Source organism: Tateyamaria sp. ANG-S1 (assembly GCF_000814025.1).
Classification (GTDB): Bacteria; Pseudomonadota; Alphaproteobacteria; order Rhodobacterales; family Rhodobacteraceae; genus Tateyamaria.
The window spans coordinates 21,784-47,437 of record NZ_JWLL01000005.1 but is presented as its reverse complement, the minus strand read 5'-3'; the positions used below and the strand labels follow the sequence as shown (position 1 = coordinate 47,437).

Here is a 25,654-nt window from a genome sequence, read left to right as displayed (position 1 = left end):
CACGGTTTCACCAGATTAAATAGCAAACGTCATTCGTGCAGAGCGCAGCATTGGCTAAATGGGCTCATATCCGTCTTGAGTTCTGTCCTGACGCTGGGGAGTCTACAGCATCGACCTTCGTAAAGCGGTAAGGACCTACGACGGCGGTCCAATTCTGCCGTTTGCCAGTGTTCCACAAGGATGCGCTCGCGGTCCGCAAAGCGAACGTTCACGATGGCGGCAAATACCCCAGTCGACAACTACCGATCCGAACCTCAAACGGCACCGACATATTCGCCGCGGGCCGGATAGTTGTTGGCAATCGCAAAATCCAATGCGCTGACCAGTTCGGAAAAGTGCGGCCGCACAAACGGCATGGTTTGCACTGAGCCGTAGTAGAGCGTCTGCTCGGGTGTCACCATGAACAGGCCCGGCTCGGAAAAAAGCGGGGGCTCCTCAATCCCGATTGAGGTCTTGCCACGGGACGTCGAGATGTAAAGCCCCCATTCGCGCGCTTTGGAGAGCGTCAAATCATAGGCAAAGCGCAATCCGTCGTTTTCGATCTTGTCGGACATTGCACGGGTGCGCTCTTCTCCGTCGCTGCTGACTGCGATTGTGTTGACACCACGCTCAGCAAAATCGGGGACCCGCTTTTTCAACTCCGCGAGGTAGGTTGCACAGATCGGGCAGTGAAGGCCGCGATAGAAACAGATGACAGTGCCCCGTTCAGCGGTTTCGGCGGCAAGGTCGAACGTTCCGTGATCCAGGGTTGGCAAGGTGAGGCCTGGCGTCTTTTGGCGAGGCAGGAGCATGGGCTTTTCCTATGTTTGAAGCATTTCAGTGAGGGCTGGCGCGCATGACAACACGCGCCTTTGGTAGGACGTCTGTCTTTCAACGTCACCGTCCGCTAATGGCTGTGCCGAGTGCTGGGAAGCGAACGATGCGGTAGGTGCCGTTTGACGCATCCACACCGCCATTCAAAACCGGCGACCGGTGAAGTTCGTTGACCGTCGCATAGACAAAGCCATCCACGCCCATCGAGAACCCGTCCGGCCAGGGCAGGTCTTCGTCAGACTGGAACAGAACCTCATAGGTGCCATCGGGTTTGGTCACCCCGATTGCATTGTCGGTCATCGCAGTGATGTAGACGTTGCCCTCGGCATCCACGGTGGATCCGTCTGAAATCACCTTGTCGCCGTAGCGTTCGACCTTGGCGGCAAGAGCATCGTCGCTGAGGCTCGCGTCCAGGAGATCGGTGGTCCGTACACGGTACATCGCATTTGCGGTCATCGGCGCAAAGTAAACCCATGTATTAGTGGGGTCGATTGTGATTGGGTTGATCCCGATCTTTGCGGGGCTGCCACCCAGCGTGATCTCGCGTCCATCGATTATCATTGGCGTGTCTTCCGGCACCGTGAATGCGCTGCCCTCGAGAAGACGGCGCGCCTGCCCGGTGTCCATATCAATGACGATGATGGCCGAGTTGGCGCCGTCGCCTGTGTCTGAGATATAGATCGCGCCGTGTTCGCGGTCGATTGCCAGATCGTTCAGAAACGATGTCGAGCGGGCGAGAGGTTGCCCGATATAGTAGATCGCATGAAGTTTTTCGGCCTTGGTGTCCCAGCCGACCACGCGCCCGGTCTGGCCTTCGCCCTGCCCGTCGAGCATCCAGAGAATGCCCTCGCGATCTGCCCGCAGCCCCAGAACCCCGCGAAGGCCATCACCGTCGCCTTGCGGCGCGCGGGCCCAGGCTTCTGTGGGATAGGGCTTCGTGCTGCCATCGGCCATCACCTCGACCACGCGCAACTCGGGGCCGTAAAATTCGTGCACAGACATGAACATGCGGCCGTCAGGACCAATGGCAAGATTTCCAGGCGGGGTGTCTTTGGGGAACTCCAGGAAGGTCTCCAGACCTTGTGCTGCGGCTGGTCCGGCCAGAATGGCGATGATGCTGACAGCGGCGAACAGGCGTTTCATGATATCTCCTCCAAATTACTGACGCCTAGTACGCCGATTGAAGAAATGAAATGAATAGGTCAAACTAAGAAACCAGCATTCGAAAAAATCAAATGTACTCCATTGACGATCTCAAGACCTTTGTTGCGATAGCCCAGGCCCAAGGCGTGACTGCCGGAGCCAGGCGTATGAGCATCTCGCCTGCCACCGCGAGCCATCGCCTGAGCAAGTTGGAGGCAGCGTTGAAGCTGACACTCTTTCACCGCAACAGCCGCATGTTGATGCTGACAGACGAGGGGCAGATTTTCCTCGAACGGACAGAAGTCATCCTCGCGGATTTGGCGCAGGCCGAACGCGACGCCGGCAGCGGCAGCGCCAAGTTCAGCGGCGTAATCCGTTCCACGATGTCACCGTGGATCCTGTCCCGGTTCATTCTGCCTCGCCTTCCAGCGTTTCAGCGCGCGCATCCCGAACTGCGCATGGAGTTTTTGGCCGTCGACCGTTTCGTTTCACTTTCCGCAGAAGGGCAGGACTGCGCCATTCGGGTTGGGGAGCTTTCGGACAGCGCGCTTTTGGCCCGTAAGCTGACAGACAATGATCGCATCATCTGTGCAGCGCCCAGTTTTCTGTCTCAGCACGGATCACCAGACACCTGGCAAGAGGCACTTGATTTTCCGTGGGTTTGCCTTCCCTGGCAGACACGGATGTCCTTCGTGGATCCCAAGGGAAAGCGTCAGGACGCAACTGTACGGTCCAACGTCCTCGTGTCGAACTCCGATACATTGACCGATGCCGTCTGCCAGGGCGTCGGCATGGCCATCAAGTCGCGTTTGGCGGTGATGGACGAACTCGAGCGACACGAACTTGTCGAAGTCTTGCCTGGCTCCCTTTGGAAGCCAAGCGCACCTATCTGGTTTGTCTATCCACCCGAGGCAAGATCTGCCTCGAAAACCGACGTCTTTGGCCAGTTCATCTCGACTTGCTTTGGATCGCGTGAAGTCACGGTCTGAGGTAGTGAGGTCCGCCTTGAACCTGATTACGGGCGCGAACTCCCAGCTTCTTCGAATTCAAACATGGCGGAAGGAACCGGATCTATGCACCTGCTACTGGCCCGGCAGTGGTATCGCTCTTTGGCGGCGGACGTGACAGGCTTGCGCTTCGCAACGGTTGTTTTGACGAATTGCAGCATGGACAACCGTCCACAACGAGATCAAGCGAACGTGTATTGGACCTTCGAGCTGCCGACGGCATTGTGCATACTTGGCGTAAAACAAGACTTTGGCTCGGACGTTGTCACACAAGCCTACTCTAGTCGCGCCTGTGGAGGTTTCTTTTCATTGCAAAAAAGGCCCCTTAAAGAAAAACCACACAGGCATTGTGGATAGTAATGAATTTACGAGATTTAGAGTACGTCGCCGCAGTTGCGAAATATGGAAGCTTCAGCGCCGCGGCGGAATACTGCAACGTCTCACAGCCCGCCCTGTCAAACCAAATTAAGAAACTCGAAAATGAGCTGGGCACTGATCTGTTCCTGCGTCTGACCGGCGAGGTAAGACCGACGGCGAGCGGTCAACGCATTGTAAGAATTGCCGAAGAGATGCTACTGAGCGCTCAACGGATCAGGGACACGGCAACAGAATTTCGAGACCCGGAAGCGATGCCGTTTAAAATCGGCCTGACCCCAACTCTGGCCCCGTATCTGACGGACTACTTCTCAAACCTCTTTGGTGTCCTCTTTCCAAGCATGAGGGTCACCATGATCGAGGATCTGCCGCAGAACATGTTGAAGAAGGTCGAGGATCACAGCCTCGACGTGGCTTTGGTCGCGAAACTCAATCACAATCCAACGCTCGAATTCACGTCAATTTGGGAAGAGCCTTTGTATTTGGCGGTTAACAAAGGCCACCCGCTTGCGCCTCAGCGATCCATCAAACCTGAAGACGTGCCAATACACGACTTCATTCGTCTTCCACATTCTTTCGGATACGAACTTGAACATCGGTTGCCGACCCCTGACCAGATATCACGCGGGGCGAAGAAATTCGACTTAACCGCGCTCCGTTTCGAAACCATCTGTCGGCACATCTGTCACTCCGACGATTGTACCATCGTGTCCGCCCTCGCAGCCGAACAGTTCCGCAAGGACAATTGGCCGTTGTCCTTCATCCCGTTTGAAGGCCCCGGCAACCTTCGCAATCTCGGTGCAGCATCGCGGTTGAACTGTCCCAGAAAACCCCTGCTTGCCAAGATCGGGGCCTATATTCAGCAAAACCCGCCCAAAGGCGTCACGCCAACATTTGTGACGTGACGCTGCGTTCTCTTATTCGATAAAAGTGCGGGCCAGCCGGTCACTCAGAGGCTGGGTCAGGTAGCTAAGGGCCGTGCGTTCTCCCGTGTTCACGAACAGGTCGGCTGGCATGCCAGGCACCAGATCCAGTGCGGCGACCTCTTCGGGCTGGACATCATCCAGTTTGACGCGTGCGGTGTAGTAGTAATCTCCGGTCCGCTCATCTTCGAGGCTGTCGGCAGAGATGTCGATGATACGGCCCTCTGCCTCGGGTACATCGCCCTGATCAAAAGCAGACAGACGCACGCGTGTGGATTGACCAACATAGAGCTTTTCGATGTCGGCCGTATTCACCCGGGCCTCAACCACCAGCGGCTGGTCAATCGGTACGATGTCCAGAATGGGTGCGCCCGGACGGACAACGCCGCCCGCGGTGAACACCGTCATCTCGACCACCCGGCCGCTGACAGGCGCGGTGATAGCCACACGCTTCAGTCGTTCCGAGGCCCCGATAAACTGCGGCTCGAGCGTGGCAAGTGAGGCGTCGATCTGAGCCAGTTCGGTCGAGGCGGCCTCGTCCCGCAAGGTGCGTGCACCGATGCTGGCCAGCTGCAACTCACTGATCTGGTTGCGGGCCTGTGCCTCTTGCGTCGACAGGGCCGCGTCCACACCGATCAGGCGTTCCACCTCGACCCGGCGCGCATTCACCCGCGCCGCAGCGACAAGCCCCTTGTCCAGCAAAGTTTGCAGGTTGCCCAACTCTTGCCGCGTGATGTCCAACTGACGGGTGTTGGAGGCGCGTTGCGATTGCAGACCACTCACTTGATCCTCAAGATTGGCGATGCGTTGCGCTGTCAGCGCCTCTTCGGCATCGCGCGACCGGCGTTCTGCATCGAATAGCAACTTCTGAGTGGCGAACGCAGTGGCCCACGTTGCCGGGTCCAGTTCGACACGCATCATCTGCGCAACGGATGCTTGATTAAATGTGTCGGCCTCCTGCAATTGGGCCATCAGCCGCGCACGGCGAACGGACAGATCGCTGAGCTGGCTTTCGATCACGTCCAGATCGACGCCCAGATCAGTGCTGTCCAGTTCCAAAAGGGTTTGGCCCGCTTCGACCAAGTCGCCGTTGCTGACAAGAATGCTGCTGACAATGCCGCCATCCAGATGCTCGACCGTCTTGCGGTTGCCTTCGACAACAAAACTCGCCTGGGCCACAACTGCGCCGTCAAGTTTGGACGCAGTCGCCCAGTAGGCGGCACCGCCAAGAAAGCCGATGACGGCGAACAGTCCAAAGATCACAAAGCCGGTGATGCCAGCGCCAGAGGCTTTGGGTTGAACGCGGTTATAGTCCTCTAGGCGCAAAACACCGGTTTTGCGGGCGGGGGTGAGTGCGGTTGTCATTGTGCTGCTCCTTTCAAAGCAGGTTTTTGCGAGCGCCAGGCGGCCAGTTGCGCGGCGGCCGTCTGGGCCACGGGTGTCCCTTGCTGGCGCGGACGCAGGATGTCTTCCTTGTCCCCAAAGCCCGTTTGCATACCTTTATTAAGTGTCAAAACCTTATTGACCGCTTCCAACGTGCTGGGCCGATGTGTCATCACGAAGGTGACGGCCCCGCGTGCGCTGGCGCCACGAATGGCGTTGCGCAGCGCCGCTTCGCCTTGGGCATCAAGGTCGGAATTCGGCTCGTCCAACACCAGAATGAACGGATCATCGTAGAGCGCACGGGCCAGCGCGATCCGTTGGCGTTGGCCACCAGACAGGTGGAACCCGTTGCCAATCTCGGTCGCATAACCATCGGGCAGGCTGCTGATCAATCCATGCACATCGGCAGCGACGGCTGCGGCCAGCACCTTGCCATCGTCGATCGACGTTGAGAACCGCGCAATGTTTTCGCGAATGGTCCCATCGAACAGATGCACATCCTGCGGCAAATACCCCACCAACTGTCCAAGCTCTTCGGGATCCCATTTGGCCATGGGGGTCCCGTCCAGGCGAATGGCCCCGCGTTGCGGTGTCCAGATCCCCGCCAGCATCTTGGCCAGCGTCGACTTACCGGACCCGCTGTGACCAATCACAGCCAAAACATCGCCGGCCGACAGGGCAAACTCGATCCCGCCAATGGTGGCGTTCTGCGCCAAGGGTGGGCCCGCCTGCGCAATGTTTGCGTTGAGTGAAATTTGCGGACGCGGCAGTGCCAGCCGCTTGGGTGGCTCGGGGTAGGTTTCCGACAGGGCGCGCAAGGTCTTGTACGACCCGCGGGCGGCCAGGAAGGTGCGCCACTGACCAATCAGCTGGTCGATGGGTGCCAGCGCGCGCGCCAGCACGATGGTGGCCGCAATCATCACACCCGCGGTGGCCTGACCGCTGACAGCCAGAGCCGCACCCAAACCCAACATACCCGATTGCAGCGCCATCCGGGTTGTCTTGGACATGACCGAAAAGCTGGCCAGCCGGTCAGACACACGGGATTTCAGGTGATGCGCATTGTGTTGCAGAGCTGTCCAACGCCGGGCGAGATCACCAGTCATACCCATTGCGTGGACAAGCTCTGCGTTCTGCTCACTGGAGGTGAACAAACTGTCGGACCTGGCGCGCGCTTGGGCAGCGTCTTGCATCACATCGGCAGAGCGCGCGTTGTTGATCAGGGCCATAATTGTCAGGAAAAGCGCACCAGCCAGACCAAGCGCGCCAAGATAGGGGTGCAGTACATAAAGCACGCCAAGATACAGCGGGATCCACGGCGCATCAAAGAATGCAACCAGAGTCGGCCCCGAAATGAAGTCTCGCATCCCGTTCACATCAGCGGCGGGGTTGTCGCCACTGGCCTTGCCTTGAACCCGGCGGCGGATCGAGGCCTGCAGGATTGGCGCGCCAATTTCTAGCTCAAACCGCGCGCCAAGGCGGCTGAGGATTCGCATGCGGATCAGATCAAGAAGGCCGGTCACGAGGAAAACGCCACCCAGCAGGATGCTGAGGGCAATCAGGGTGTCCATGTTCTGGCTGGTCAAAACGCGATCATAGACTTGCAACATGTAGAGGGGGCCTGCGAGCATCAGCAGGTTCAGGATCATGCTGAAGAAGCCGATGGCGAAAAAGCCGCTGCGCAGCTTGCCCCATGCGGATTTGACGGTGGATTTTTTCTGAAACATTTGGGTGATCTCTTTTCAGCGTGAAGAGGTGGCGACATGCGCCGCCACCTCGGTCTGTTTCAATCAGGCGATGAAGTCATCGTCGGCGAAGTCGCTGCTGTTGACCCCTTCGAGGCGCACGGAGGCGTCCGAGGAGAAGGTCAGCAGGGCGTCGTCGCCGTCTTGCGACACAACAAGGCTCTCAGCGAAGTCCGGGCCGAAGTCGGAGAAGTCTAACCGGTCCACGCCCACTTCAAAGTCGCCGACCGTGTCGTTGCCGAACAACCCTTCGAAGGTGAAGGTGTCAGAGCCTTCGCCACCGAACAGCAGGTCGTCCCCTTGGCCACCGAGCAGCAGGTCGTCCCCTTGGCCACCGTTCAGCAGGTCGTCACCGTCATCACCCGACAGGGTGTTGTCGGCATTGGACCCGATGATGACGTCGCCATCGTCCGACCCGATCACGTTCTCGATCGAGCTGAGGACGTCCGTCTCGACCACTTCGTCGATGACATCCACGCCGGACACACCCGTAGGGGCATCTGCATCAATGGTTGCGCCAGCGTCCACCAGCGTGTCCTGCGCGATGGGGCCGTTGATCCCGGCAGGAGCGTTGTGCAGGTGGATGGCCGACACGGCGCCCGAAACCGGCGTTTGTAGGTCGGCTTCGTTCAGGCCCGTCACGGTCAACTCCGAAGAGTAGACAACCTGACCGGTGGCTTCATCGACCGAGATGGTCAGTGTCGCCGTGCCTGTCGCATCGCTGTCGGAGGTCGGACCAGGTTCCTGGCTGGCGTCGAGTGTCGCCACTAGTTCGATGACACGCCCGTGCCCGTCGCCCTCATCACTGACAACTTCGAACTGGCCGCGGATTTCACCGCCTGGGAAGTCCGAGGTGTGAATGTTGTAGTAGAGGTTCCCGGCAATGGCTTCCGAGACAAATCCGGCTGCGTCGTTGATGTTCTGGGTGGGCTGCAAGGATGCGCCGACCAAAACATTCTCGACGGACACCGTGAACCCGGTTTCGCGGGTCGCTGTGCCGTTGCCGTTGGCGCCGAGGTTGACAGTGACCGCAACATCCTGGTCCGAGAAGTCGGCCGTATCGATGCCATCACCACCTTCGATGAAGTCGTTGCCCAGACCGCCGACAATCACGTTGTCGCCTTGACCGGCAATCAGAACGTCATCGCCAGCGCCGCCGTCGACGACACCGTTGATCTGACCAAGGTCTACAACGATGTCATCTCCAGCACCAAGTAACACGTTACCATTTACGACACCTTCATCGTCATTGACGAATGTCACGTCGCCTGCATCGCGGGCATCAATGGCGTTGACCGTGCCCGTGATTTCACCGTCGTTCAGGATCGCGCCGAGCAGGTTCAGACCACCATCGATGCGGATACCCGCAGCGGCGTCGCTGTCTTCGGACCCGGCAATGACGCCTTCATTCTGCACCAGACCGGCAAAACTCGCATCTTCCTGGCTGCTGAAGAGACGCAGGCCATCGCCGACTGTGTTGCCTTCAACCGCATCGCCGCGTCCTTGGAACACGCCTTCGTTGAAGATCGCAGCCGACACGACATCGCCGTCCACGTCTCCGGTCTGCAGCGACACAGCAGAGCCGTTGTTGCCAAGCCCGGCATCTACAACACCGGTGTTGGTGAAGGTGTAGTTGTCGGCTGTGCCGTCGGCATAAACCGTGCCGTTCCGCTGATCGCCAGTGCCAAGGATCGCGCCGGAGTTCACAACGTCCAGTCCTTCGCCGTCGATGTTCAGCGCACGGCTGTCAGACGACACCACGCCGGAGTTCACAAAGGACCCGCCCGTATGATCACCTGTGCCGAAGTAGACACCGTTTTGAACACCGGAGATCGTCCCGGAGTTGCTCAGCTCACCTTTGAAGTCGATGCCGTTCACAACCCGGACACCAGCAACAGTACCGTTGGCGCCTTCGGACGTGATGGTACCGGAGTTGGAGATGACAGCATCGGTTACACCGATATTGCCGACATTGCCGATCCGGACACCGTCGCCTGCCAGCGGCGTGCCCGCGGCTGCGTTTCCGCGACCTTGGATCGTCCCGGAATTGTCGAGGGTGAAGCTGTTCACCCCGTCAGCGGCACCGCCAATCTCGGCCCCAAACCCGGAGCCTTGGTTGCCTGCACCGGCGTCGATGGAACCGCTGTTGACGACGGAGAAGTCATCTGCTGTGCCGTCGGCGTAGGCAGTACCGTTGCGCTGGTCATCTGTACCCAGGATCGAACCGGCGTTTTCAACGCTCAAACCCGTTCCATCGATGTTAAGTGCACGGCTGTCCGAGGATACAACGCCGCCCGCTTCGTTCACGAACGAACCACCTGTGTGGTCGCCTGTCCCGAAGTAGACACCGTTTTGAACGCCCGCGATCAGACCTGAGTTGGACAGCTCGCCCTGGAAGTTAACGCCATTGACGACGCGAACACCTGCGACCGTTCCGTTGGCACCTTCGGAGAGGATCTCGCCCGAGTTCGTGATGGTGGCATCGGTCGTGCCGGTGTTGCCGACATTGCCGATCCGCACGCCGTCGCCTGCCGGGTTGTTGCCCGCTGGCGCATTGCCACGGCCCTGAATGCTTCCGTCATTGTCCAGCGTGAACGTGTTGGCACCATCCGCGGCACCGCCGATTTCGGCCCCGAAACCGGAGCCCTCGTTGCCTTCACCGGCATCGATTGTTCCGCTTGCAAGGTTACGGACGTTGAAGTCATCCGCCGTACCATCAGCGTAAACGGTGCCGTTGCGCTGATCACCTGTGCCTAGAATGTCACCGGCGTTGATCAGATCAACGCCGGTGCCATCGATGTTCACCGCGCGGCTGTCCGACTGGATCGTCCCGAAGTTCAGAACATCGAGATCATGCTCGGCCTCGCCAATGTACAAGCCATTGCGCACGCCCTCGATCACACCGGTGGATGTGTTCAGGATACGACCTTCGGCAGCGGCGCCATCGGCGATACGGATACCTGCCGCTGTGCCGTTGTTGCTTTCCGACGAGATAAGGCCCGAGTTCACGATGTCTGTGTCAGACACGGTGCCCTCTGCGCCATTGTTGATGCGAATGCCGTCGCCCGCACCGCCGGTGTTCGACGCCGCTTGGCCGCGTCCTTGAATGGTGGCGCCAAAGCCGTTGAAGACAGCGTTCGACACCACGTCGCCCGCTTCGTCGCCGACCTGGAACGAAATGCCTGCGCCGTCGTTCCCGTCGCCTGCGTCAATCGTCCCGCCCGTGAAGTTCGAGATGCTGACATCTTCCGCTGTCGCGTTGGTGTAGATGGTGCCGTTGCGCTGGTTGTCGGTACCGACAATATCGCCAAAGTTGCGAACGCTGATCCCTTCACCTTCGATCTCGACCGCGCGGCTGTCGGACGAAATGACACCGCCACGGAAGTTGTCGAGGGTGCCGGAGCTGTTTGGACCGCTGAATTCAACGCCATTCAACTCGCCCGCAATGCTGCCGAAGTTGCGAATGTCGGCGCTGGAGCCGTCAGTCACTTCGATGCCGGTGGCGTCTGGGCCGTTGGCCTCAATGCTGCCTGTGCGGAAGTTGAAGACCGATACGTCCTCGGCCTCGACCGACACCGCGGACGGTGCGCCATTGGTTTCGATTTCGCCGAAGTTCAGAAGCCGGGAAAGATCGTTGTTCAGAACGAAGGCAGGTGTGTTGTCGACAACGGTGCTTTGGAAAAAGCCGTTGGTCAGTGTCTGTCCGTCGCGGACAGTTTCCTGAGCCAGGGACGAGGTCGTCAGCAATCTGGCGCGCAGGCTTGCAAGTAGTTCGGAAAGCATGGGTGATCTCCGCTTGAGATTTGGTTGCTGCGGAGATCAGACCGAAACCGTGGCCTCTCCGCTGTGCAATCAAGTGCGGATGCGTGGATGTATTGGAAATTCTTGGTCCGAATGCGGTGTATAAGCTCTAGAAATAGTCACGAACTATGTGAGGCTGGGGAAGATTTTTCCATTTACAAACAACGTTCTAAAATAAGTCGCTTGCTAGCTTGAGTTATTCTCTGACGTCTTTTCACGAAACTGTTCGCGAAGTTTACTTTGACAGCTAAAGCAGGGGACGTTTTTAAAATGGCAGCTCGCGGCATCAACAGTGCATCAACGGTCAAAGTAGGAACGGCAAAAACAAGCCTGCCCACAACTGCCGTTGGCTGGTCCTCGGCAATACCGGGATGCGGCCCGTCGAAGCGGCCATTCGCTATGTATCGACATTAAGCTATGCAGCTGCGACCTGATGAAGATGAAGGTGGTTGATGTTATGGTTTGAGGCCAGATCAAAGAGCAAGCATTCGCTTTGCAGAGCAAGAAGGACAAGCCTGTTCAGTTCGAGACGTGGAAAGTGACACGTGCCTCGGTTGAAAAGTAGATGGAAGACAAACGGATGGTTGGCGACGTGCACCTATGGCTTGTTCGCCTGCGTAGAACACTGCGTATATCGACCCGCCAGTGGGCTTTGTCCGACACGATCAGTGCGCCACATGCGATTGGGTCCTTTTTTCCAAAGATCGAGCGTTTTTCATCTTGTCGTTCAGACCATCTGTTTCAGCGTGTGCAAGAATGCTTGGATTTTACGTGAGCGATGGAGGTCAACGTGTGTGACCAACCACAGCGGCATTTGCCAGTGTGCAAGGGTTGGAAACACAGTTTGCAACCCATATCGCGCGGAGGAGGGCAATTCTGCCACGAGGCCGATACCTAGAGCGTTAGACACCGCTTTTTCCACGACGCTCAAGTCTCTCGAAGACAAAACAACGTTGTTCTCAGGTACATATTCATCAAACCAAACTGAAAATGGCATGGTCCTGCTGGGCGTATCCCACCGAATAAATCTGTGCCTGCTAATGTCCTTTGGAAGGCTGGGATGGCCGTGCACGTCCAAGTACTCCGGGTGTGCATAAAGACCGAAACTGAGGCCTGTAAACGGCAGAACGACGTTATCCGGTTCTGACGGTTTGGGCCCGCTTCTCAAAGCCATGTGCGCCGCGCCGTACTCGAGTTTTAGCACCTCGGCACTGGCGACGTACTGCACATGCAGGTTTGGATTTTCAGACCCAAATTGCGCCAGCGCAGGCATCAGAAGCTCGGCGACATGTTCATGGGATGTCACGATAAAGTCGCCGGACAGATCGCTAGATGTATTGCGCGTCCGGGCGGCCAGTTGGTTGAACTGATCCTGCGTTGCCCGCGCGACATTCAGCAAATCCTGACCGGCCTCGGTTGGCTCATACCCGCGGCTGTGACGATGGAAAATCTTGGCGCCAAGTTCTTGTTCCAAAACATCAATATGGCGCACCACCGTCGCACGATGAAGCCCAAGGACCTCTGCGGCGGCGCTGATGGTCTTGAGTTCCGCGACTTGGAAAGCAGTGCGTATTTCGGCCCAGTTCTGCATGTGTCATATGTACAAAATTTCAGCACAGCATGACTACTACGTGTTCTTTTGTACATCAATCCTCAGGCCTATGTTGCGGCCATCACACGTTGGAGTACGGCACATGAACACGAATATCAGCGAATGGTTCGACGCAGACATCGCATCGCGCCCTTACACGGCCCTGATCTTTTATCGTGGCAAGTGGTGCCCGTTTTGCGAAGGTCAGATCCGCGAACTGAACGGTCGTTTCCTGAAAGATCTACGCGCACTGGGAGGAGAACTCCATGCCGTGACCTCTCAATCGCAGCAAGGCGTTGACCAAGCGGCTCAGGACTGGGCCTTGGACTACAAGCTGGTGTCGGACGTAGAAAACACGTTAGCACAGCGCTTTGACATCGCTGTTTCGCCTAAGGAGATGCCCGGAGAATACCCAAATGGCATGGCCCAACCGGGCGTTGTGATCGTCGATCAGACCGGCAAAGTGCTGGTGCGGTGGGCCATTGATCCGCAAGAGATCAACGGATTTGGGGCGCTTGGTCGTCCGACACCCGAGGTCATCTGGGCGGCCTTCGCGGCGGCGCGCACTGGTAGCGATGCAGTCACATTTGATGGTCCAACTGTTGATCCCGCCTTCTTGCAGGCGAAATACCCCGCAGCTTATGAAGCGTTTGACGCCTGGATGAAGGCCAACGCGTAAGGAGCGATCATGCCAAAGGTATCCTACGTTTATGATCCGCTGTGTGGATGGTGCTATGGGTTTGTGCCAGCCTTGCGGCACTTTGTAGACACGCATCCTGATATCGAAATTGATGTTGTTCCAGCTGGCTTGATCAGAGGTGATCGGGTCGGGCCCTATGGCGATATGTTGGACTACATTTCGAAGGCAGCCCCAAAGATGACAGCGGTCACAGGCCAGCCTGTGGGTGAGGCGTTTTTTGACATGATGCGTCAGGACAAAACGCCGATGAGCATTTCAGCCCCACCCAGTTTGGCCGTGATGAACATGAAAGCTCTGACCTCGCCCAAAAACGTCGTGCGGTTTGCCGAGGCGCTTTTGGTCGAGCACTTTATGCATGGTCGAGATTTGAATGCGGCAAAGACCTATGATGATTTGTGCGATACGTTGGATTTGCCGCGCCTCAATACCGCTGAGATTGTCATAGCGACCGAGGATCATCCGACGGTCGCAAAGACCTATCAGCACGCGTTGGACTTGGGCGTGACCTCTTATCCGACGTCCATTGTCTGGGATGACGCAGGTCAAAATCGCGGGGCCATCACTTCCATCTACGACCCTGATGCATTTGCCTCGCGGGTCCGCCAACTGCTTGGAACACAGCAAGTCCCCCATACGATCAGCTAACGCAAAATGGCGTGCGGACAACGAGTTAACACGTGCTGGCGTCACGTGCAGATGAAACGAAACAGACGAACGGAAGTTTACTATGAATACCGCTGAACTTGAGAAGGTGCGCGCCAATCACGACACATGGCTGGCTGCTTTTAACGCCAAGGATATCGATACGCTGGTCACACTCTACGATCCGGAAAGCGTCTATGCGAACGCGGAATTTCCTTTGATGCGCGGCGTAGATCAGATCAAACCCTGGTATGCGCAGGCCTTTGCCAACATTCAGAGCACGCTGCACTACAAAGAAGAGACAGCTTTCCTGGAAGGCACGATGGCGATCCTGTCTGGCGTCTATTACTTCGAACCGCTTTCCGGTGACACGACGCAAGACGACGATCACCTCACAGGCAGGGTTTTGCTGGCCTATCGTCGCAATGCAGCGGGCGAATGGAAGCTCCTATTCGACATGGATAACAGGCCGCCTGACGTGTCGCCTGCAGATTTCTCTTAACACCACCCTATTTCTGATCGAGACCAAATCATGACCCAACGTAAGATCGCTGAACATCCGCACCAGATTGCGGAGCGCGTCGCCGAGTTTGTAAAAGATGGAGACATGGAGGGGGTTCTTTCCATGTTTCACCCGGATTGCCGCGTCGCAATGGACCCAGACGGTGCACCGATGGAAGGGCACGATGGTGTGCGCCAAATCTTTCAGGATTTTGTGGCAAACCGGCTCATTCTAAAGCCCTCAGTCTCCGGAGAGATGATCAATGGGGACACTGCGCTTCTGCAGGGGGAATGGACCATTGAGGATCATGACGGCAACATCGTGGGTGGCGGTGTGTCCACCGAGGTTACCAAACGAATGGATCATGGGGGTTGGACGTACTTCATCGATTGCCCGCTTCGCGTGCCAAAACCCGTGTGTTCATAGCTGAAAGATAGTCCGCTCAGATCGAGGTGGCCAATTAAACAACCCTCTACGGATTGTGCGCATGGTCTTTTGGTGAGACATGTACAGTCCACGGTGCCACCATTCCAAATATTGCTCGCTTTTGGCAAAAGTAGGCGTCGGGAACGCGGATAGATCCGGCAAAACTTATTTTGCGCGGAATTTCAGTTTCCTGGAAGCGGGGGTGAATTGGATTTGGCGCATATAGTGACACTGGCGTTCTGAGCCTGTGTCGGACCTTCAAAGGATTTGACGTGACCGGGCCATCGCCCGGTCATCTTTTCTGTCATGCCCAGAGACCTTGTTCGAAATCGGTCGCTACGACGCCAAGGCCGACGTTTTCGAGCGTCCCCGTCGTTGTGACACCAACGAGGAAGGCCGTCTCCTGAACCACTCCGGTATGCCACGACGGTGACGGGGCGGGCGCCGATCGGTGCCGTGGCCGGACGGTTCCAAAAGAATGCTCTCAACACCATGGGGTTGAAGCTCATAGTTGAGTGTTTCGACCCACGTTTCTAACGCCCATTTCGAGGCGCAGTAGAGCCCGAAATACGGGATGCTCAGTCGTCCAGCAGAGGAGCTGAGATTGATGATCAGCCCTGATTTCTGCTGACGCATCGGTGGAAGAACCGCCCGCGTCATGGCGATCACACCAAACAAATTCACGTCAAAGCAGGATCGGGCCTGCTCCAGCGTAAATGCCTCCGTCAAGCCTTTCTTCAAAGCTGGTCGAGTTTTTATCTGACATCCTGGTTTGCTCTGCCCGCGCAATAAAGTTGAATTCACTGAACCACTCTAATTTGCAGAACTTGTGGCAGGCTGGCGTCAAAACTGGGAATTGCCGCTTAAGCTATACTGGCGAGAGCTTTGAGCCCCCCGTTTCTAATCTTTCGTTGTAATTCTGGAGTGTCCGAAAATCAGATGACTTCCTTCCTGCAACCGCAGCGAAATTCAGCAATGCGGGCTGCATCCGCAGCATTCGGAATCCCCCAAAGGTCGGCAATGGGCCGTCCTTGAAGCTTCTCGTCAGTGGATGCTGCGCTACCTCCGATAGTAGGAATTAGCTCAAGGCGATACTCGTACTTTTGGGCTGTGCGTGATCGCAAGGTCAAAACCGCTACAATTGCTGAAACTCAAGTGCCGTTGAGCAAGCAGAATACTAGTTATTGCTATAGTACGCGGCGGCGGCCATCAGAGCAACTCAACGCCTATAAGGCAAAATCGCAGAGCTTACGGCCTCCCGTACCCGAGTTGTTTCAAGGAGTGGCGCTATTTTGGAAAATCATGTGGTATTGCCGTAAATCAGCTCCGCTGGCAGCTGTGAGGTCGACGCAATCCTTTTTCCATCAAGCAAATCCGTGAGTGATGTCGCCGCCATCTGTCCAAGCTCGTAACGAGGAACGTTTACGGTTGTCAGCCGGGTTCGGACTGCGTTGATCCAGGAGGTTCCATTGAACCCGGCCACGGCAACACGCTCTGGCACATCGAACCCTTCCTGATGGAGCCAGGACAATGCACCCAGCCCAATGGCGTCGTTCAAGCAATAGATCGCATCTGTTTCGGGATGATCGCGCATGAGACGCTCGGCAAGAACACGGCCCGTTTCCCATTGACGTGGCATTGCATCCTCAACGATTGCATTGATTGAAATCCCTCGACTGCGAAGAGCGGAGCGATACGCTTCGAACCGCTCGGCGGCGCAGAGATCCTTTTGCAATTCGGCACCAATATAGGCCGGGGCTGTGATCCCCCGTTCGCAAAAATGATTGGCAACTAGTGACCCCGCGTCTTTATGATTTGGGCCGACGGTACCGTCCACGCGGGAGGCTGAATCGCCCCAGATCTGAATCGTAGGGCATCGCCAACTTTGCAGCATTTGAGTGGCATTTTCAGAACGCGCGATGCCCCCGGTCAAGATCAAGCCTGCCGGGTGAAGCGATAGAACAGTGCGCAGCATATCTTCTTCGCTTTGGCTTTCGAGCTGCGTTTCGCCGATGAAAGTGATGTAGCCCTTGGGCCGTAGAACTGAGTTAATGCCGCTGACAACATCGCCAAAAATACTGTCGTTGATCGACGGGAGAACGACCGCGACGATGTCACTGGATTTAGACCTGAGCGAGCCTGCTAACCGGTTGGGAACATAACCCAATTGGTTTGCCGCCTGCTTGACCTTTTCATGTGTCGGGCCAGAGATGCTGCCAGTTTCGCGCATCACCTTTGAGGCGGTCATCTGACTGACGCCCGCGAGTTTGGCCACCTCGGCGAGTGTTACCCGTTTGCTGGGTGTGTTCTGTTCGCTCATGCGGCCTCCCCCCGTTCACGTCTACCGCCCAATGCCGCTCACTCCAAGAAATTAGCGTGGTTGACACAAGTTTAGGTTATCGATAACCCATAGCAGAAGGTTATCGATAACCTTACGTTTGGAGGGAGGCCAAGTGTTAAACCGCACCCTGAACATTTTGTGGCGCTGCATCGACGGAATCATGGCGCTGATCCTGGTTGGGATGATCGCCATGGTCTTCGCCAATGTCGTGCTGCGCTATGGTTTCTCCTCTGGCATTCGCGAGGCCATCGAGCTGTCCCGGCTGAGCCTTGTTTGGCTGGTCATGCTGGGGGCAGCCGTTGTTCTGCGCCGGAATGAGCATCTGGCCGTGCACGACGTTCTGAACCTTCTGCCCGCACCCCTTGTGCTGTTTTTGCGCAGGTTGGCTTACGCCATCGTGGTTGCTGCCGTTTTGATGCTGTTTGTGGGGGCGTGGCGGCAGACCCTTGCGAACTGGAACAACATTTCCCCTTTGACGGGGCTGCCATCTGGCTTGTTCTACCTGTCTGGCGTGGTGTCGTCGGTGCTGATGATCGCTATTGGCGCAGTGCGCATCGTCAATCCCGGCGCCCGTCTTGATGGCGGTCACGATGACGACCGCTATGCGGCGGAGATGCATCAATGACGCTTTTCATCTTTCTATCCGTCCTGATTGTCGGGATCCTGTTGGGCCTGCCTGTCGCGTTCTCACTGCTGTTGTCGGCCATGGCGCTGATGTTGCATCTGGACATGTTCAGCGCGGACATCATGGGGCAATCACTGATCAACGGTGTGAACAGTTTTCCCCTGCTGGCCATTCCCTTCTTTCTTGTCGCCGGTGAGGTCATGTCAGTCGGCGGCCTGTCGCAACGCATTGTCCGACTGGCCACATCGCTCTTGGGGCACCGCAAGGGCGGTCTCGGCTATGTGGGGATTTTTGCAGCCGTCCTGCTTGCGGGTCTGTCCGGGTCTGCGGTGGCAGATGCGGCAGCGCTTGTCTCAATTATCTATCCGATGATGCGCAAGGCGGGTTATCCCGAGGGTCGGTCGCTGGGCCTGCTGGCGTCGGGCGGCATCATTGCGCCTGTCATCCCACCTTCGCTTCCCCTGATCCTGATCGGTGTGGCTGGCGGTATTTCGATCAAGGACCTGTTTCTGGGTGGGATTGCGCCTGGCCTAATGATGGGGGCGACACTGGTTGCGCTTTGGGCCTTTCTTATGCGCAAGGAGGACCTTGAGGTTCTGCCCAAAGCCACCGGGGCCGAACGGCTCGCAGCCCTGCGGGACGGTTTTTGGGCACTATTGCTGCCGTTGATCATCATCGGCGGCATCCGTTTCGGCGTTTTCACGCCAACCGAGGCGGCAGTGGTCGCAGCAGTCTACGCGATTGTGGTGTCAACGGTCATCTACCGCGAGTTAACGCTGGCAAAGCTGTACCACGTCCTGATTTCGGCAGGCAGATCCACGGCTATGGTCATGTTCCTGGTCGGCTGTGCGATGGTCGCCGCTTGGCTGATCACAATCGCCCAACTGCCGCAGCAATTGGCTGATTTACTGGGGCCGCTGATCGACAACCCCAAGACCCTGATGCTCGTCATCATGATCTGCGTCCTGCTGATCGGAATGGTGATGGACCTTGCACCAACTGTTCTGATCCTTGTGCCGCTTCTGATGCCAATCGTGCGGGAGGCCGGGATCAACGAGGTCTATTTCGGCCTGATGTTCATCATCAACACGTCCATCGGGCTGATCACCCCGCCCGTCGGCAATGTTCTGAATGTGGTGTGCGGTGTGAGCCGTGTGCCCTTATCGCAAGCCGTGACGGGCACTGCCCCGTTCATTCTGGCTTACCTGATGCTTCTTGGCCTCTTCATCGCCTTTCCAAGCATCATCATCGTTCCGATGGAATTTTTCATCGGTAAGTAAACCTATGGGAGGAATACAATGACCATGAAAACCGCAGTTGCAGCCTTGTTTACTGCTGCGATCCTTGTCGCACCGGCAAGTGCGGAAACACTTCGATTTGCGCACCCGGTGCCAGAGGCTGACATCCAGCATCAGATGGCGGAGTTCTTCGCGGAAACGCTTGCGGAACGGACCGGTGGCGACCTTGATGTTCAGATTTTCCCGGGTGGTCAGCTTGGCTCTGACGCGCAGGCGATTGATGGCGCACGGTCGGGCACAATCGACATCACCATTGCTGGCCTCAACAACTATACCGGCCTGATCCCAGAAGCGGCGGCGTTCACGCTGCCCTTTATGTTCCCCACCCGGGAAACCGCATACAAAGTCCTGGATGGTGAGGTGGGCCAAAGCGTTGGTGCTGATCTGGAACAGCACGGGCTGATCCTGTTGGGCTATCCAGAGAATGGCTTCCGCAATATGACCAACAACACTGGGCCGATCCGGGTGCCAGATGATGTGGCAGGGCTACAGATGCGGGTGAACAACTCTCAGGCGCTGTCAGACATGTTCCAGGCGCTTGGGGCGAACCCAACCCAGCTGGATGTGAACGAATTGTATACCTCGCTGGAAACAGGTGTGGTGAACGCGCAGGACCACCCGATTCCGGTGACACTGTCGTTCCGTTTCTATGAAGTGCAGGATTACCTGTCACTCACACGCCACGCCTATTCGCCGCTGGGATGGGTGATGAACAAAGCCAAGTACGAAAGCCTTCCTGCCGAAACGCAGGCAACGCTGATGGAGGTCGCAGCAGAAGCCGTGGCGTATCAGCGGAATCTGGCAGTCGATGGCGAAGCGGCAATGCTCGAAACGCTCAGCGCACATCTTGAGATCAACGATGATGTTGATGGCCAGGCGTTTCAGGCAGCCGTGCGTCCTGCATGGGATGGGTTTATCGCCGAACACGGCGAAGACTTGATCAACGCGATCCTGGCAGCATCGGCGGAATAAGAGCGCTCTAGCGCAGCGCCGGGCGCGACACTACGTGCCCGGTCCGATATCTTAAAAGGCGAGCATTCCTCCAATGATCACGCGTTTTGCAATCTTTGAGGGACATATACCGTTTGATCGTAGGTCGGACTTTCAATGTGCCGTCATTAACACCCTTATTCCAGCTGTTGAGGAGCTACCGTCGATTGGATCAGTATCCGTCAGCTTTGCTGCTGAACGCGATGCAGGCGCTCCCGAGATTGCAATGTTTTTGGTGACGACATACCCAAACAAAGAGGCATTGGCGCAGGCACTGGTAAGTCAGCAACGGCTGCGGGCCCAGGACATTACAGAAGGCATATTTGAGACCTTCGGGCGTTGCCGCGTCCACCACCATATCACGACGACGGTGGAATAAAGCGCCAGCATCGCCAAAAGAGTTTACGGGCGGATCAAAAGTACCTCAACTGCGCTGCGGAGCGTCCAAAACTGTGCTGAGCACTCAGGAATACTCTTTCAAGTCCAACAGCCATCCTTGCCTACTTGATCGATACTTAAGAGCCTGCTGCGCAAGCGAAAGGTTTTAAGATTCGGCGCCCAAATACCGTGACTAGGTTGTAAATGACCGCAAGGCGCGCTGCGACCGCAACATCTTGAACCGGCGGTGAAAGGCACGCTGGGGCCGCCCGTGAAGACGACCCAACTGCACTAGATTTCAATGGCTTCAACAATAGCTCGGACATCCTTGAGTTCTACGCTGAGGTATCGAGCGGTGCGTTCCATCTTGGCGTGAACACCGCTCTCAAAAGGGGCTGGCCCCGCGCATCGCGGCATCAGTCGAGCGATAGCGGGACGCATTGCCTCTTTTGGTTCCTCGCGGCACGGTCATGTAAGCCGCTGCCTCGACTTCGTGCAGAGACAACGGATTGGCAGATGTATTTATTCGCGTTGGAGTGGACGTTTTTGGCGGCGCGCTGTCAGTAGGCTAGTCCGACATAGCTGAGCGCCATGGCCGCCTGCGCCTCGCGGCTGTCGCGCAGCAGGGCCAGTTCGGCGCGTTGCATTTTCTTGTCAAACGCCGTTTGGTCGGGAAAGTGGTGCATGAGTGTGGAAAACCACCAGCTGAAACGCTGGGTTTTCCACACGCGAGCGAGCGCGCGTTCCGAGTATCGGTCGATACCTTCGCTGTCGCCCTGGCCGTAGAACTGGCGCAGGCCCTGGTTCAGATAATGCACGTCGGACGCGGCCGTGTTCAGCCCCTTGGCCCCAGTGGGCGGGACGATATGTGCAGCATCCCCACACAGGAACAACCGCCCCCAACGCATTGGCTCGCAGACAAAGCTGCGCAAAGGCGCGATGGATTTTTCGATGCTTGGCCCGGTGACAAGCGCCTCAGCAGCTTGCGGCGGGATGCGGCGGCGCAGCTCGTCCCAGAATGCATCATCGCTCCAACTCGCTGGGTCGTCCGAGGTGTCGCACTGAATGTAGTAGCGGCTGAGGTTCGCGTTCCGCATGGAGCACAGGGCAAAGCCCCGGTCGGAATTGGCGTAGATCAGTTCGTCATTCACGGGCGGGGTTTCAGACAGGATGCCGAGCCAGCCAAAAGGGTAGACCTTCTCGTATTCCTGCCTGACGTCTGCGGGAATGGTCTTGCGACTGACGCCATGGAATCCGTCGCACCCCGCGATGAAGTCGCAGTCAATCCGTTCGCTATGCCCGTTTTCACCGAAGGTGACAAAGGGGGCATCGGTGCCCGCGTCGTGGATCACGACGTTTTCCACCTCAAACCGTGTGTCGCCTCCGGTTGCATCGCGCGCATCATAAAGGTCGCGGGTCACTTCGGTCTGCCCATAGACAAGCACCGTCGCGTCGGTGTGGGCGGTAAAATCGACGCGGAACATATCGTTATCATAGGCGATGAGCGTGCCGTCATGCACAAAGCCTTCCGCTTTCATGCGGGTATCGACGCCCGCTTGGCCCATCAGGTCAACAAGACCGCGTTCCAGCACGCCAGCGCGGATGCGGCCCAGCACGTGGGCGCGTGACTGGCGTTCCAGCACGATGCTTTCGATCCCGGCCTTGTGCAGCAATTGACCCAGCAACAGACCGGACGGCCCGCCGCCGACAATGACGACCTGAGTGCGCATCACATCCTCCCCCGGAGGTTTGTCACAGGTCATATCAGTTCGGTCAAGCCGACGCCGAGGCTTCGGTCACGTCCCGGGCGTAAGCGGCGAACGCTTGTATTTCGTCCTCTGTCGGCTCGGTTCCGGTGAAGGCGACAAGATAGCGGGGCACCATGGCCAGTCGTTCCTCCAGCAGGGCGTTCAGCAGGTCAGTGTGATCCTTGAAGTACCAATAGAAGCTGGAGCGGGAGACGCTCATCTTGCTTGCCAGTTCCGAGATATTCACCGACTCCACACCGTCAGACTTCAAGACCGCTAGGGCCGCGTTCAACCAGTCCGCCCGGGTGACTTTGGCATTGCCCACAAGCGGATCCTTGGCCGGGTTGTCGCGGTGCAGGACGGGGGCGCTCATCCCCGCATGGCCTTGCCTTCCGGGTCATAGGGCGACGGCGGGATGACGCGAGCGGACCGTTCGACGCCAACAACGTGGACCGTCAACTCGGTGCCGGGGGTGGCATAGGCGCGGTCCACCAATGCCATGGCAAGTGACTTCCGTACGGTGTGCCCATAGCCGCCTGAGGTGACAAAGCCCACGCGGGCGTCACCGTTCCAAACCGGTTCATAGCCGCTGGCATCGGCATCTTCGGCATCGATTTCCAGCGTCACCAGTTTCTGCGCAGGGCCGTTGCCATCGCGTTCTGCCACGGCAGCGGCCTTGCCCACGAACTCCTTGTCCCAGTCGATCCACCGATCCATGCCGGTCATGCCTGGCGTGTAGCCTTGGGTGAACTCGGCCGACCATATGCCAAAGCTCTTTTCCAGCCGCAGCGACAGCATCGCGTTAAAGCCGTATTCCTTCAGTCCGAACGCTTCCCCAGCCTCCAGCAACATCCGCCGCAGCTTCACGTGGTCGCCGTAGCGGCAGTTGATCTCGTAGCCCAACTCGCCTGCCACGGACATGCGCGCGACCTTGGCCCGGATCATGCCGACATCGAAATCACCGCAGCCCATGAACTTGAGTGCACCGATATCCTGATGGCACAGCGTTTCGATCACCTTGCGGCTGTTGGGGCCGGTCACGGCAAAACCGCACATTTCCTCGCCCAAATCGCGTATTTTCACGCCATCGATCATGTGATCGTCGAACCAGCGCATGTGCCAGGCGCGCAGGTAGTAGGACCCCATGATCCACCACGTGCCGTCGCCCCAGTTCAGGATCGTCAGATCGCCCTTGAGCCGCCCGTCTTCGCCCAGCATTGGTGCCAGCTTGGCCCGGCCTGGGGCGGGCAGTTTCGAGGCCATGACGTTGTTCAGCCAAAGTTCGGCATTGGGTCCCGACACTTCAAACCGGGAAAAGCCGGTGATGTCGACCATGCCAACGTTCTCACGCACGTTCCGGCATTCTGCACCGACGATGTCATGCGCGTTTGAACGTTTCAGCGTCAGGTTTTCCTCGAAGTCTGGCGACGGTGCGAAGTAGAGCGGCGTTTCCAAATCCCAGCTTGATCCCCAGCGGCACCCTGCAGCTGTCATCGCATCATGGGCCGGAGCCATTTTCAGCGGACGCCCGGCGGGCAGCTGTTCGTTCGGATAGGACATCACGAAGCGGCGGGAATAGAACTGGCCGGTGGTTTCTTTGATATACTGTTTGTTCTCGGCAAACTTGCCGTAGCGGGCGACGTCCATGCAAAAGACGTCGGCTTCCGGCTCGCCTTCGATCATCCATTCGGCGAGGGATTTGCCCACGCCGCCACCCTGCAGGAACCCAGCCATGACGGCACAGGCCGACCAATAGCCGCGCTTGCCCGGCACAGGGCCCACCAGCGGGTTGCCGTCGGGTGAGAAGGTGAAGGCGCCGTTCACCCATGTCTTGATCCCGACATTTTCAGCGGATGGATAGCGGGCAAAGCCCAGCATCAGCTCGTTCTCGATCCGGTCGAGGTCTTCCTGAAACAGCTCCATCCCGTAGTTCCATGGCGCGCCGTCCATGGCCCAGTGCTGGTGCTCGACCTCGTAGATGCCGATCAGGATGCCCTTTTGATCCTGCCGCATGTAGGTGAACCCTTCGAGGTCAACGGTCATGGGCATTTCGAAGTCGGCTGCTGCAACTTCAGGGATCTGATCGGTGATCAGGTAGTGGTGTTTCAGCGGGGACACGGGCAGTTCAACACCCGCCATGCGCCCGACCTGCTTGGCCCACAAACCCGCAGCGTTGACCACATGCTCGCACCGGATGTCGCCCTTGTCGGTCTTGACGATCCAACCGTCATGGACCTGTTCCAGCGCCTCGACCTTGGTGTGTTCAAAGACGGATGCGCCGCGCTTCTTAGCCGCAGTGGCGTAGGCATGGACGGTGCCCGTGGTGTCCACATACCCCTCGCGGTCGGCCCACATCGCGCCCAGCACGCCATCGGTGGACATGATCGGGCACCGCTCTTGCGCCTGCTGCGGGGTCAGCAACTCGCAATCCTCGATGCCGATGGACTGGAACACACGGTAGGCTGATTGCAGCCATTCCCAGCGTTCCGGCGTACCGGCAAGCGTCAGGCCACCGGTCATGTGCAGACCGATGTTTTGCCCACTCTCCTCTTCGATCTCGCTCAGCAGGTCGATGGTATAGGCTTGCAGCGCGGCCATATTCGGATCGGCGTTCAGGGCATGAATGCCGCCGGCCGCGTGCCAGCTTGACCCGGCCGTCAGAACCGACCGTTCAATCAGCGCGACATCAGTCCATCCCATCTTGGCTAGGTGGTAGAGTACTGAGGCGCCAACCACGCCGCCCCCGATGACAACAACGCGATATTGTGTGTTCATATGTCTGTCCCCGGCCACTCAAGCTGCACGCGGTACAAGCGTCCAACGCACTGTACTGTGCTGTCCAAAGCTTTCGCGACACGAACTTACCTATCTGCGACGCCTGTTTTGGCGCGGAGCAATACATTGTCAGAGTGGTTACGCCTGAAGCGCCATAGAAAAACTTGATGACCTTTGAAAAGCGGCGTGCGCCTGCGGAACAATGGTATCGCGTTGGCCAGGTCGGTCGCCGCCAGTCATCCGTTGTCATGGAGCATCACAGTTTTTTGGGGGGCGTCGATAGTGGTGTCGGTGCGTCCAACCCGTTTCTGGATGATATCAAACTGGTCTGAACGGCTCTCAATGACCAGATCAGCATCGGGCGGGGTACGTAGCGGGGGGTACCTCATTGCTGTGATTGGCGTGCACAGGTCCCTGACGGTGCTGACCATCGCCTATCGAATGTGCG

General features: G+C 57.7%; 21 protein-coding genes and 1 pseudogene. 11 read left to right on the top strand and 11 right to left on the bottom strand.

Annotated elements, in window-relative coordinates; translation table 11 throughout:
• Positions 1-254: 254 nt before the first annotated feature.
• On the bottom strand, positions 255-791 hold the full coding sequence (locus RA29_RS07555) for a peroxiredoxin-like family protein (RefSeq protein ID WP_039684631.1): 537 nt from the start codon (positions 789-791) through the stop codon (positions 255-257).
• A gap of 85 nt (positions 792-876) precedes the next feature.
• Positions 877-1,956, bottom strand: coding sequence for an L-dopachrome tautomerase-related protein (locus RA29_RS07550; protein ID WP_052249533.1), 1,080 nt, complete (start codon positions 1,954-1,956; stop codon positions 877-879).
• A gap of 92 nt (positions 1,957-2,048) precedes the next feature.
• Here RA29_RS07550 and RA29_RS07545 point away from each other — a divergent pair, with 92 nt between their 5' ends.
• The gene (locus tag RA29_RS07545; RefSeq protein ID WP_039684630.1) at positions 2,049-2,945 is read left to right on the top strand and encodes a LysR family transcriptional regulator; all 897 of its coding nucleotides are present in this window, start codon (positions 2,049-2,051) and stop codon (positions 2,943-2,945) included.
• 377 nt (positions 2,946-3,322) lie between these two features.
• On the top strand, positions 3,323-4,243 hold the full coding sequence (locus RA29_RS07540) for a LysR family transcriptional regulator (RefSeq protein WP_039684628.1): 921 nt from the start codon (positions 3,323-3,325) through the stop codon (positions 4,241-4,243).
• A 12-nt stretch (positions 4,244-4,255) separates the two neighbouring features.
• Here the strand turns inward: RA29_RS07540 and RA29_RS07535 are convergent, their stop codons facing one another.
• From RA29_RS07535 to RA29_RS07520, 4 genes are all read right to left on the bottom strand, one after another.
• A complete protein-coding gene (locus tag RA29_RS07535; protein WP_052249532.1) occupies positions 4,256-5,626 on the bottom strand; it encodes an HlyD family type I secretion periplasmic adaptor subunit in 1,371 nt (456 codons plus the stop codon).
• Positions 5,623-7,371 (bottom strand): type I secretion system permease/ATPase, encoded by a 1,749-nt coding sequence (locus RA29_RS07530; RefSeq protein WP_039684626.1) that lies wholly within the window; start codon positions 7,369-7,371, stop codon positions 5,623-5,625. Before RA29_RS07530 ends, RA29_RS07535 begins: the two co-directional genes overlap by 4 nt.
• Before the next feature lie 63 nt (positions 7,372-7,434).
• Positions 7,435-11,172, bottom strand: a complete 3,738-nt coding sequence (locus RA29_RS21800; protein WP_052249531.1) for a CHRD domain-containing protein — start codon at positions 11,170-11,172, stop codon at positions 7,435-7,437.
• A gap of 745 nt (positions 11,173-11,917) precedes the next feature.
• Positions 11,918-12,781, bottom strand: a complete 864-nt coding sequence (locus RA29_RS07520; RefSeq protein WP_039684624.1) for a LysR family transcriptional regulator — start codon at positions 12,779-12,781, stop codon at positions 11,918-11,920.
• 103 nt (positions 12,782-12,884) lie between these two features.
• On the opposite strand from RA29_RS07520, the gene RA29_RS07515 reads away from it, so the two are divergent.
• From RA29_RS07515 to RA29_RS21795, 4 genes are all read left to right on the top strand, one after another.
• Complete coding sequence (locus tag RA29_RS07515; RefSeq protein WP_039684622.1) at positions 12,885-13,460, top strand: redoxin domain-containing protein; 576 nt, start codon at positions 12,885-12,887, stop codon at positions 13,458-13,460.
• Between the two features lie 9 nt (positions 13,461-13,469).
• Positions 13,470-14,126 carry a hypothetical protein gene (locus RA29_RS07510; RefSeq protein ID WP_039684620.1) on the top strand — a complete coding sequence of 219 codons (657 nt, stop codon included), beginning with the start codon at positions 13,470-13,472 and terminating at the stop codon, positions 14,124-14,126.
• An 82-nt stretch (positions 14,127-14,208) separates the two neighbouring features.
• Positions 14,209-14,625 carry a nuclear transport factor 2 family protein gene (locus tag RA29_RS07505; RefSeq protein ID WP_039684617.1) on the top strand — a complete coding sequence of 139 codons (417 nt, stop codon included), beginning with the start codon at positions 14,209-14,211 and terminating at the stop codon, positions 14,623-14,625.
• A gap of 30 nt (positions 14,626-14,655) precedes the next feature.
• A complete protein-coding gene (locus tag RA29_RS21795; protein WP_052249530.1) occupies positions 14,656-15,051 on the top strand; it encodes a nuclear transport factor 2 family protein in 396 nt (131 codons plus the stop codon).
• Positions 15,052-15,387: 336 nt separating this feature from the next.
• On the opposite strand, the gene RA29_RS22380 is transcribed toward RA29_RS21795, so the two are convergent.
• Both RA29_RS22380 and RA29_RS07495 read right to left on the bottom strand, forming a co-directional pair.
• Positions 15,388-15,735: an SDR family NAD(P)-dependent oxidoreductase gene (locus tag RA29_RS22380; protein ID WP_241462582.1), complete on the bottom strand. Its 348-nt coding sequence runs from the start codon at positions 15,733-15,735 to the stop codon at positions 15,388-15,390.
• A 616-nt stretch (positions 15,736-16,351) separates the two neighbouring features.
• Positions 16,352-17,371 carry a LacI family DNA-binding transcriptional regulator gene (locus RA29_RS07495; protein WP_039684615.1) on the bottom strand — a complete coding sequence of 340 codons (1,020 nt, stop codon included), beginning with the start codon at positions 17,369-17,371 and terminating at the stop codon, positions 16,352-16,354.
• 133 nt (positions 17,372-17,504) lie between these two features.
• Between RA29_RS07495 and RA29_RS07490 the strand changes: the two genes are divergently transcribed.
• From RA29_RS07490 to RA29_RS07475, 4 genes are all read left to right on the top strand, one after another.
• The gene (locus RA29_RS07490) at positions 17,505-18,017 is read left to right on the top strand and encodes a TRAP transporter small permease (protein ID WP_241462569.1); all 513 of its coding nucleotides are present in this window, start codon (positions 17,505-17,507) and stop codon (positions 18,015-18,017) included.
• Entirely contained in the window at positions 18,014-19,297 is a 1,284-nt protein-coding gene (locus RA29_RS07485) for a TRAP transporter large permease subunit (protein ID WP_039684613.1), read from the top strand. Before RA29_RS07490 ends, RA29_RS07485 begins: the two co-directional genes overlap by 4 nt.
• Positions 19,298-19,315: 18 nt before the next feature.
• Entirely contained in the window at positions 19,316-20,287 is a 972-nt protein-coding gene (locus tag RA29_RS07480; protein WP_241462568.1) for a DctP family TRAP transporter solute-binding subunit, read from the top strand.
• A 73-nt stretch (positions 20,288-20,360) separates the two neighbouring features.
• Positions 20,361-20,684 (top strand): hypothetical protein, encoded by a 324-nt coding sequence (locus tag RA29_RS07475; RefSeq protein WP_039684612.1) that lies wholly within the window; start codon positions 20,361-20,363, stop codon positions 20,682-20,684.
• Between the two features lie 559 nt (positions 20,685-21,243).
• Here the strand turns inward: RA29_RS07475 and pobA are convergent.
• The 3 genes and pseudogenes from pobA to RA29_RS07460 all read right to left on the bottom strand — a co-directional run bounded on the left by pobA (position 21,244) and on the right by RA29_RS07460 (position 25,206).
• On the bottom strand, positions 21,244-22,413 hold the full coding sequence (gene pobA / locus RA29_RS07470; protein WP_039684610.1) for a 4-hydroxybenzoate 3-monooxygenase: 1,170 nt from the start codon (positions 22,411-22,413) through the stop codon (positions 21,244-21,246).
• Between the two features lie 169 nt (positions 22,414-22,582).
• Positions 22,583-22,804, bottom strand: a pseudogene (locus RA29_RS23565) (TetR/AcrR family transcriptional regulator); the annotation flags it as partial.
• Positions 22,801-25,206 carry an FAD-dependent oxidoreductase gene (locus tag RA29_RS07460; protein WP_039684608.1) on the bottom strand — a complete coding sequence of 802 codons (2,406 nt, stop codon included), beginning with the start codon at positions 25,204-25,206 and terminating at the stop codon, positions 22,801-22,803. The gene RA29_RS07460 and the pseudogene RA29_RS23565, both read right to left, overlap by 4 nt.
• Positions 25,207-25,373: 167 nt before the next feature.
• Here RA29_RS07460 and RA29_RS23185 point away from each other — a divergent pair, with 167 nt between their 5' ends.
• Positions 25,374-25,538, top strand: a complete 165-nt coding sequence (locus RA29_RS23185; protein WP_193743492.1) for a hypothetical protein — start codon at positions 25,374-25,376, stop codon at positions 25,536-25,538.
• Positions 25,539-25,654: the final 116 nt, after the last annotated feature.

Coding starts and splice junctions, on each gene's coding strand:
- RA29_RS07535 (WP_052249532.1), bottom strand. CDS start 5,626: ATGACAACCGCACTCACCCCCGCCCGCAAAACCGGTGTTTTGCGCCTA.
- RA29_RS07540 (WP_039684628.1), top strand. CDS start 3,323: ATGAATTTACGAGATTTAGAGTACGTCGCCGCAGTTGCGAAATATGGA.
- RA29_RS07510 (WP_039684620.1), top strand. CDS start 13,470: ATGCCAAAGGTATCCTACGTTTATGATCCGCTGTGTGGATGGTGCTAT.
- RA29_RS07545 (WP_039684630.1), top strand. CDS start 2,049: ATGTACTCCATTGACGATCTCAAGACCTTTGTTGCGATAGCCCAGGCC.
- RA29_RS07555 (WP_039684631.1), bottom strand. CDS start 791: ATGCTCCTGCCTCGCCAAAAGACGCCAGGCCTCACCTTGCCAACCCTG.
- RA29_RS07460 (WP_039684608.1), bottom strand. CDS start 25,206: ATGAACACACAATATCGCGTTGTTGTCATCGGGGGCGGCGTGGTTGGC.
- RA29_RS07515 (WP_039684622.1), top strand. CDS start 12,885: ATGAACACGAATATCAGCGAATGGTTCGACGCAGACATCGCATCGCGC.
- RA29_RS23185 (WP_193743492.1), top strand. CDS start 25,374: ATGACCTTTGAAAAGCGGCGTGCGCCTGCGGAACAATGGTATCGCGTT.
- pobA (WP_039684610.1), bottom strand. CDS start 22,413: ATGCGCACTCAGGTCGTCATTGTCGGCGGCGGGCCGTCCGGTCTGTTG.
- RA29_RS07480 (WP_241462568.1), top strand. CDS start 19,316: ATGACCATGAAAACCGCAGTTGCAGCCTTGTTTACTGCTGCGATCCTT.
- RA29_RS07505 (WP_039684617.1), top strand. CDS start 14,209: ATGAATACCGCTGAACTTGAGAAGGTGCGCGCCAATCACGACACATGG.
- RA29_RS21800 (WP_052249531.1), bottom strand. CDS start 11,172: ATGCTTTCCGAACTACTTGCAAGCCTGCGCGCCAGATTGCTGACGACC.
- RA29_RS07520 (WP_039684624.1), bottom strand. CDS start 12,781: ATGCAGAACTGGGCCGAAATACGCACTGCTTTCCAAGTCGCGGAACTC.
- RA29_RS07485 (WP_039684613.1), top strand. CDS start 18,014: ATGACGCTTTTCATCTTTCTATCCGTCCTGATTGTCGGGATCCTGTTG.
- RA29_RS07495 (WP_039684615.1), bottom strand. CDS start 17,371: ATGAGCGAACAGAACACACCCAGCAAACGGGTAACACTCGCCGAGGTG.
- RA29_RS07475 (WP_039684612.1), top strand. CDS start 20,361: ATGATCACGCGTTTTGCAATCTTTGAGGGACATATACCGTTTGATCGT.
- RA29_RS07550 (WP_052249533.1), bottom strand. CDS start 1,956: ATGAAACGCCTGTTCGCCGCTGTCAGCATCATCGCCATTCTGGCCGGA.
- RA29_RS21795 (WP_052249530.1), top strand. CDS start 14,656: ATGACCCAACGTAAGATCGCTGAACATCCGCACCAGATTGCGGAGCGC.
- RA29_RS07530 (WP_039684626.1), bottom strand. CDS start 7,371: ATGTTTCAGAAAAAATCCACCGTCAAATCCGCATGGGGCAAGCTGCGC.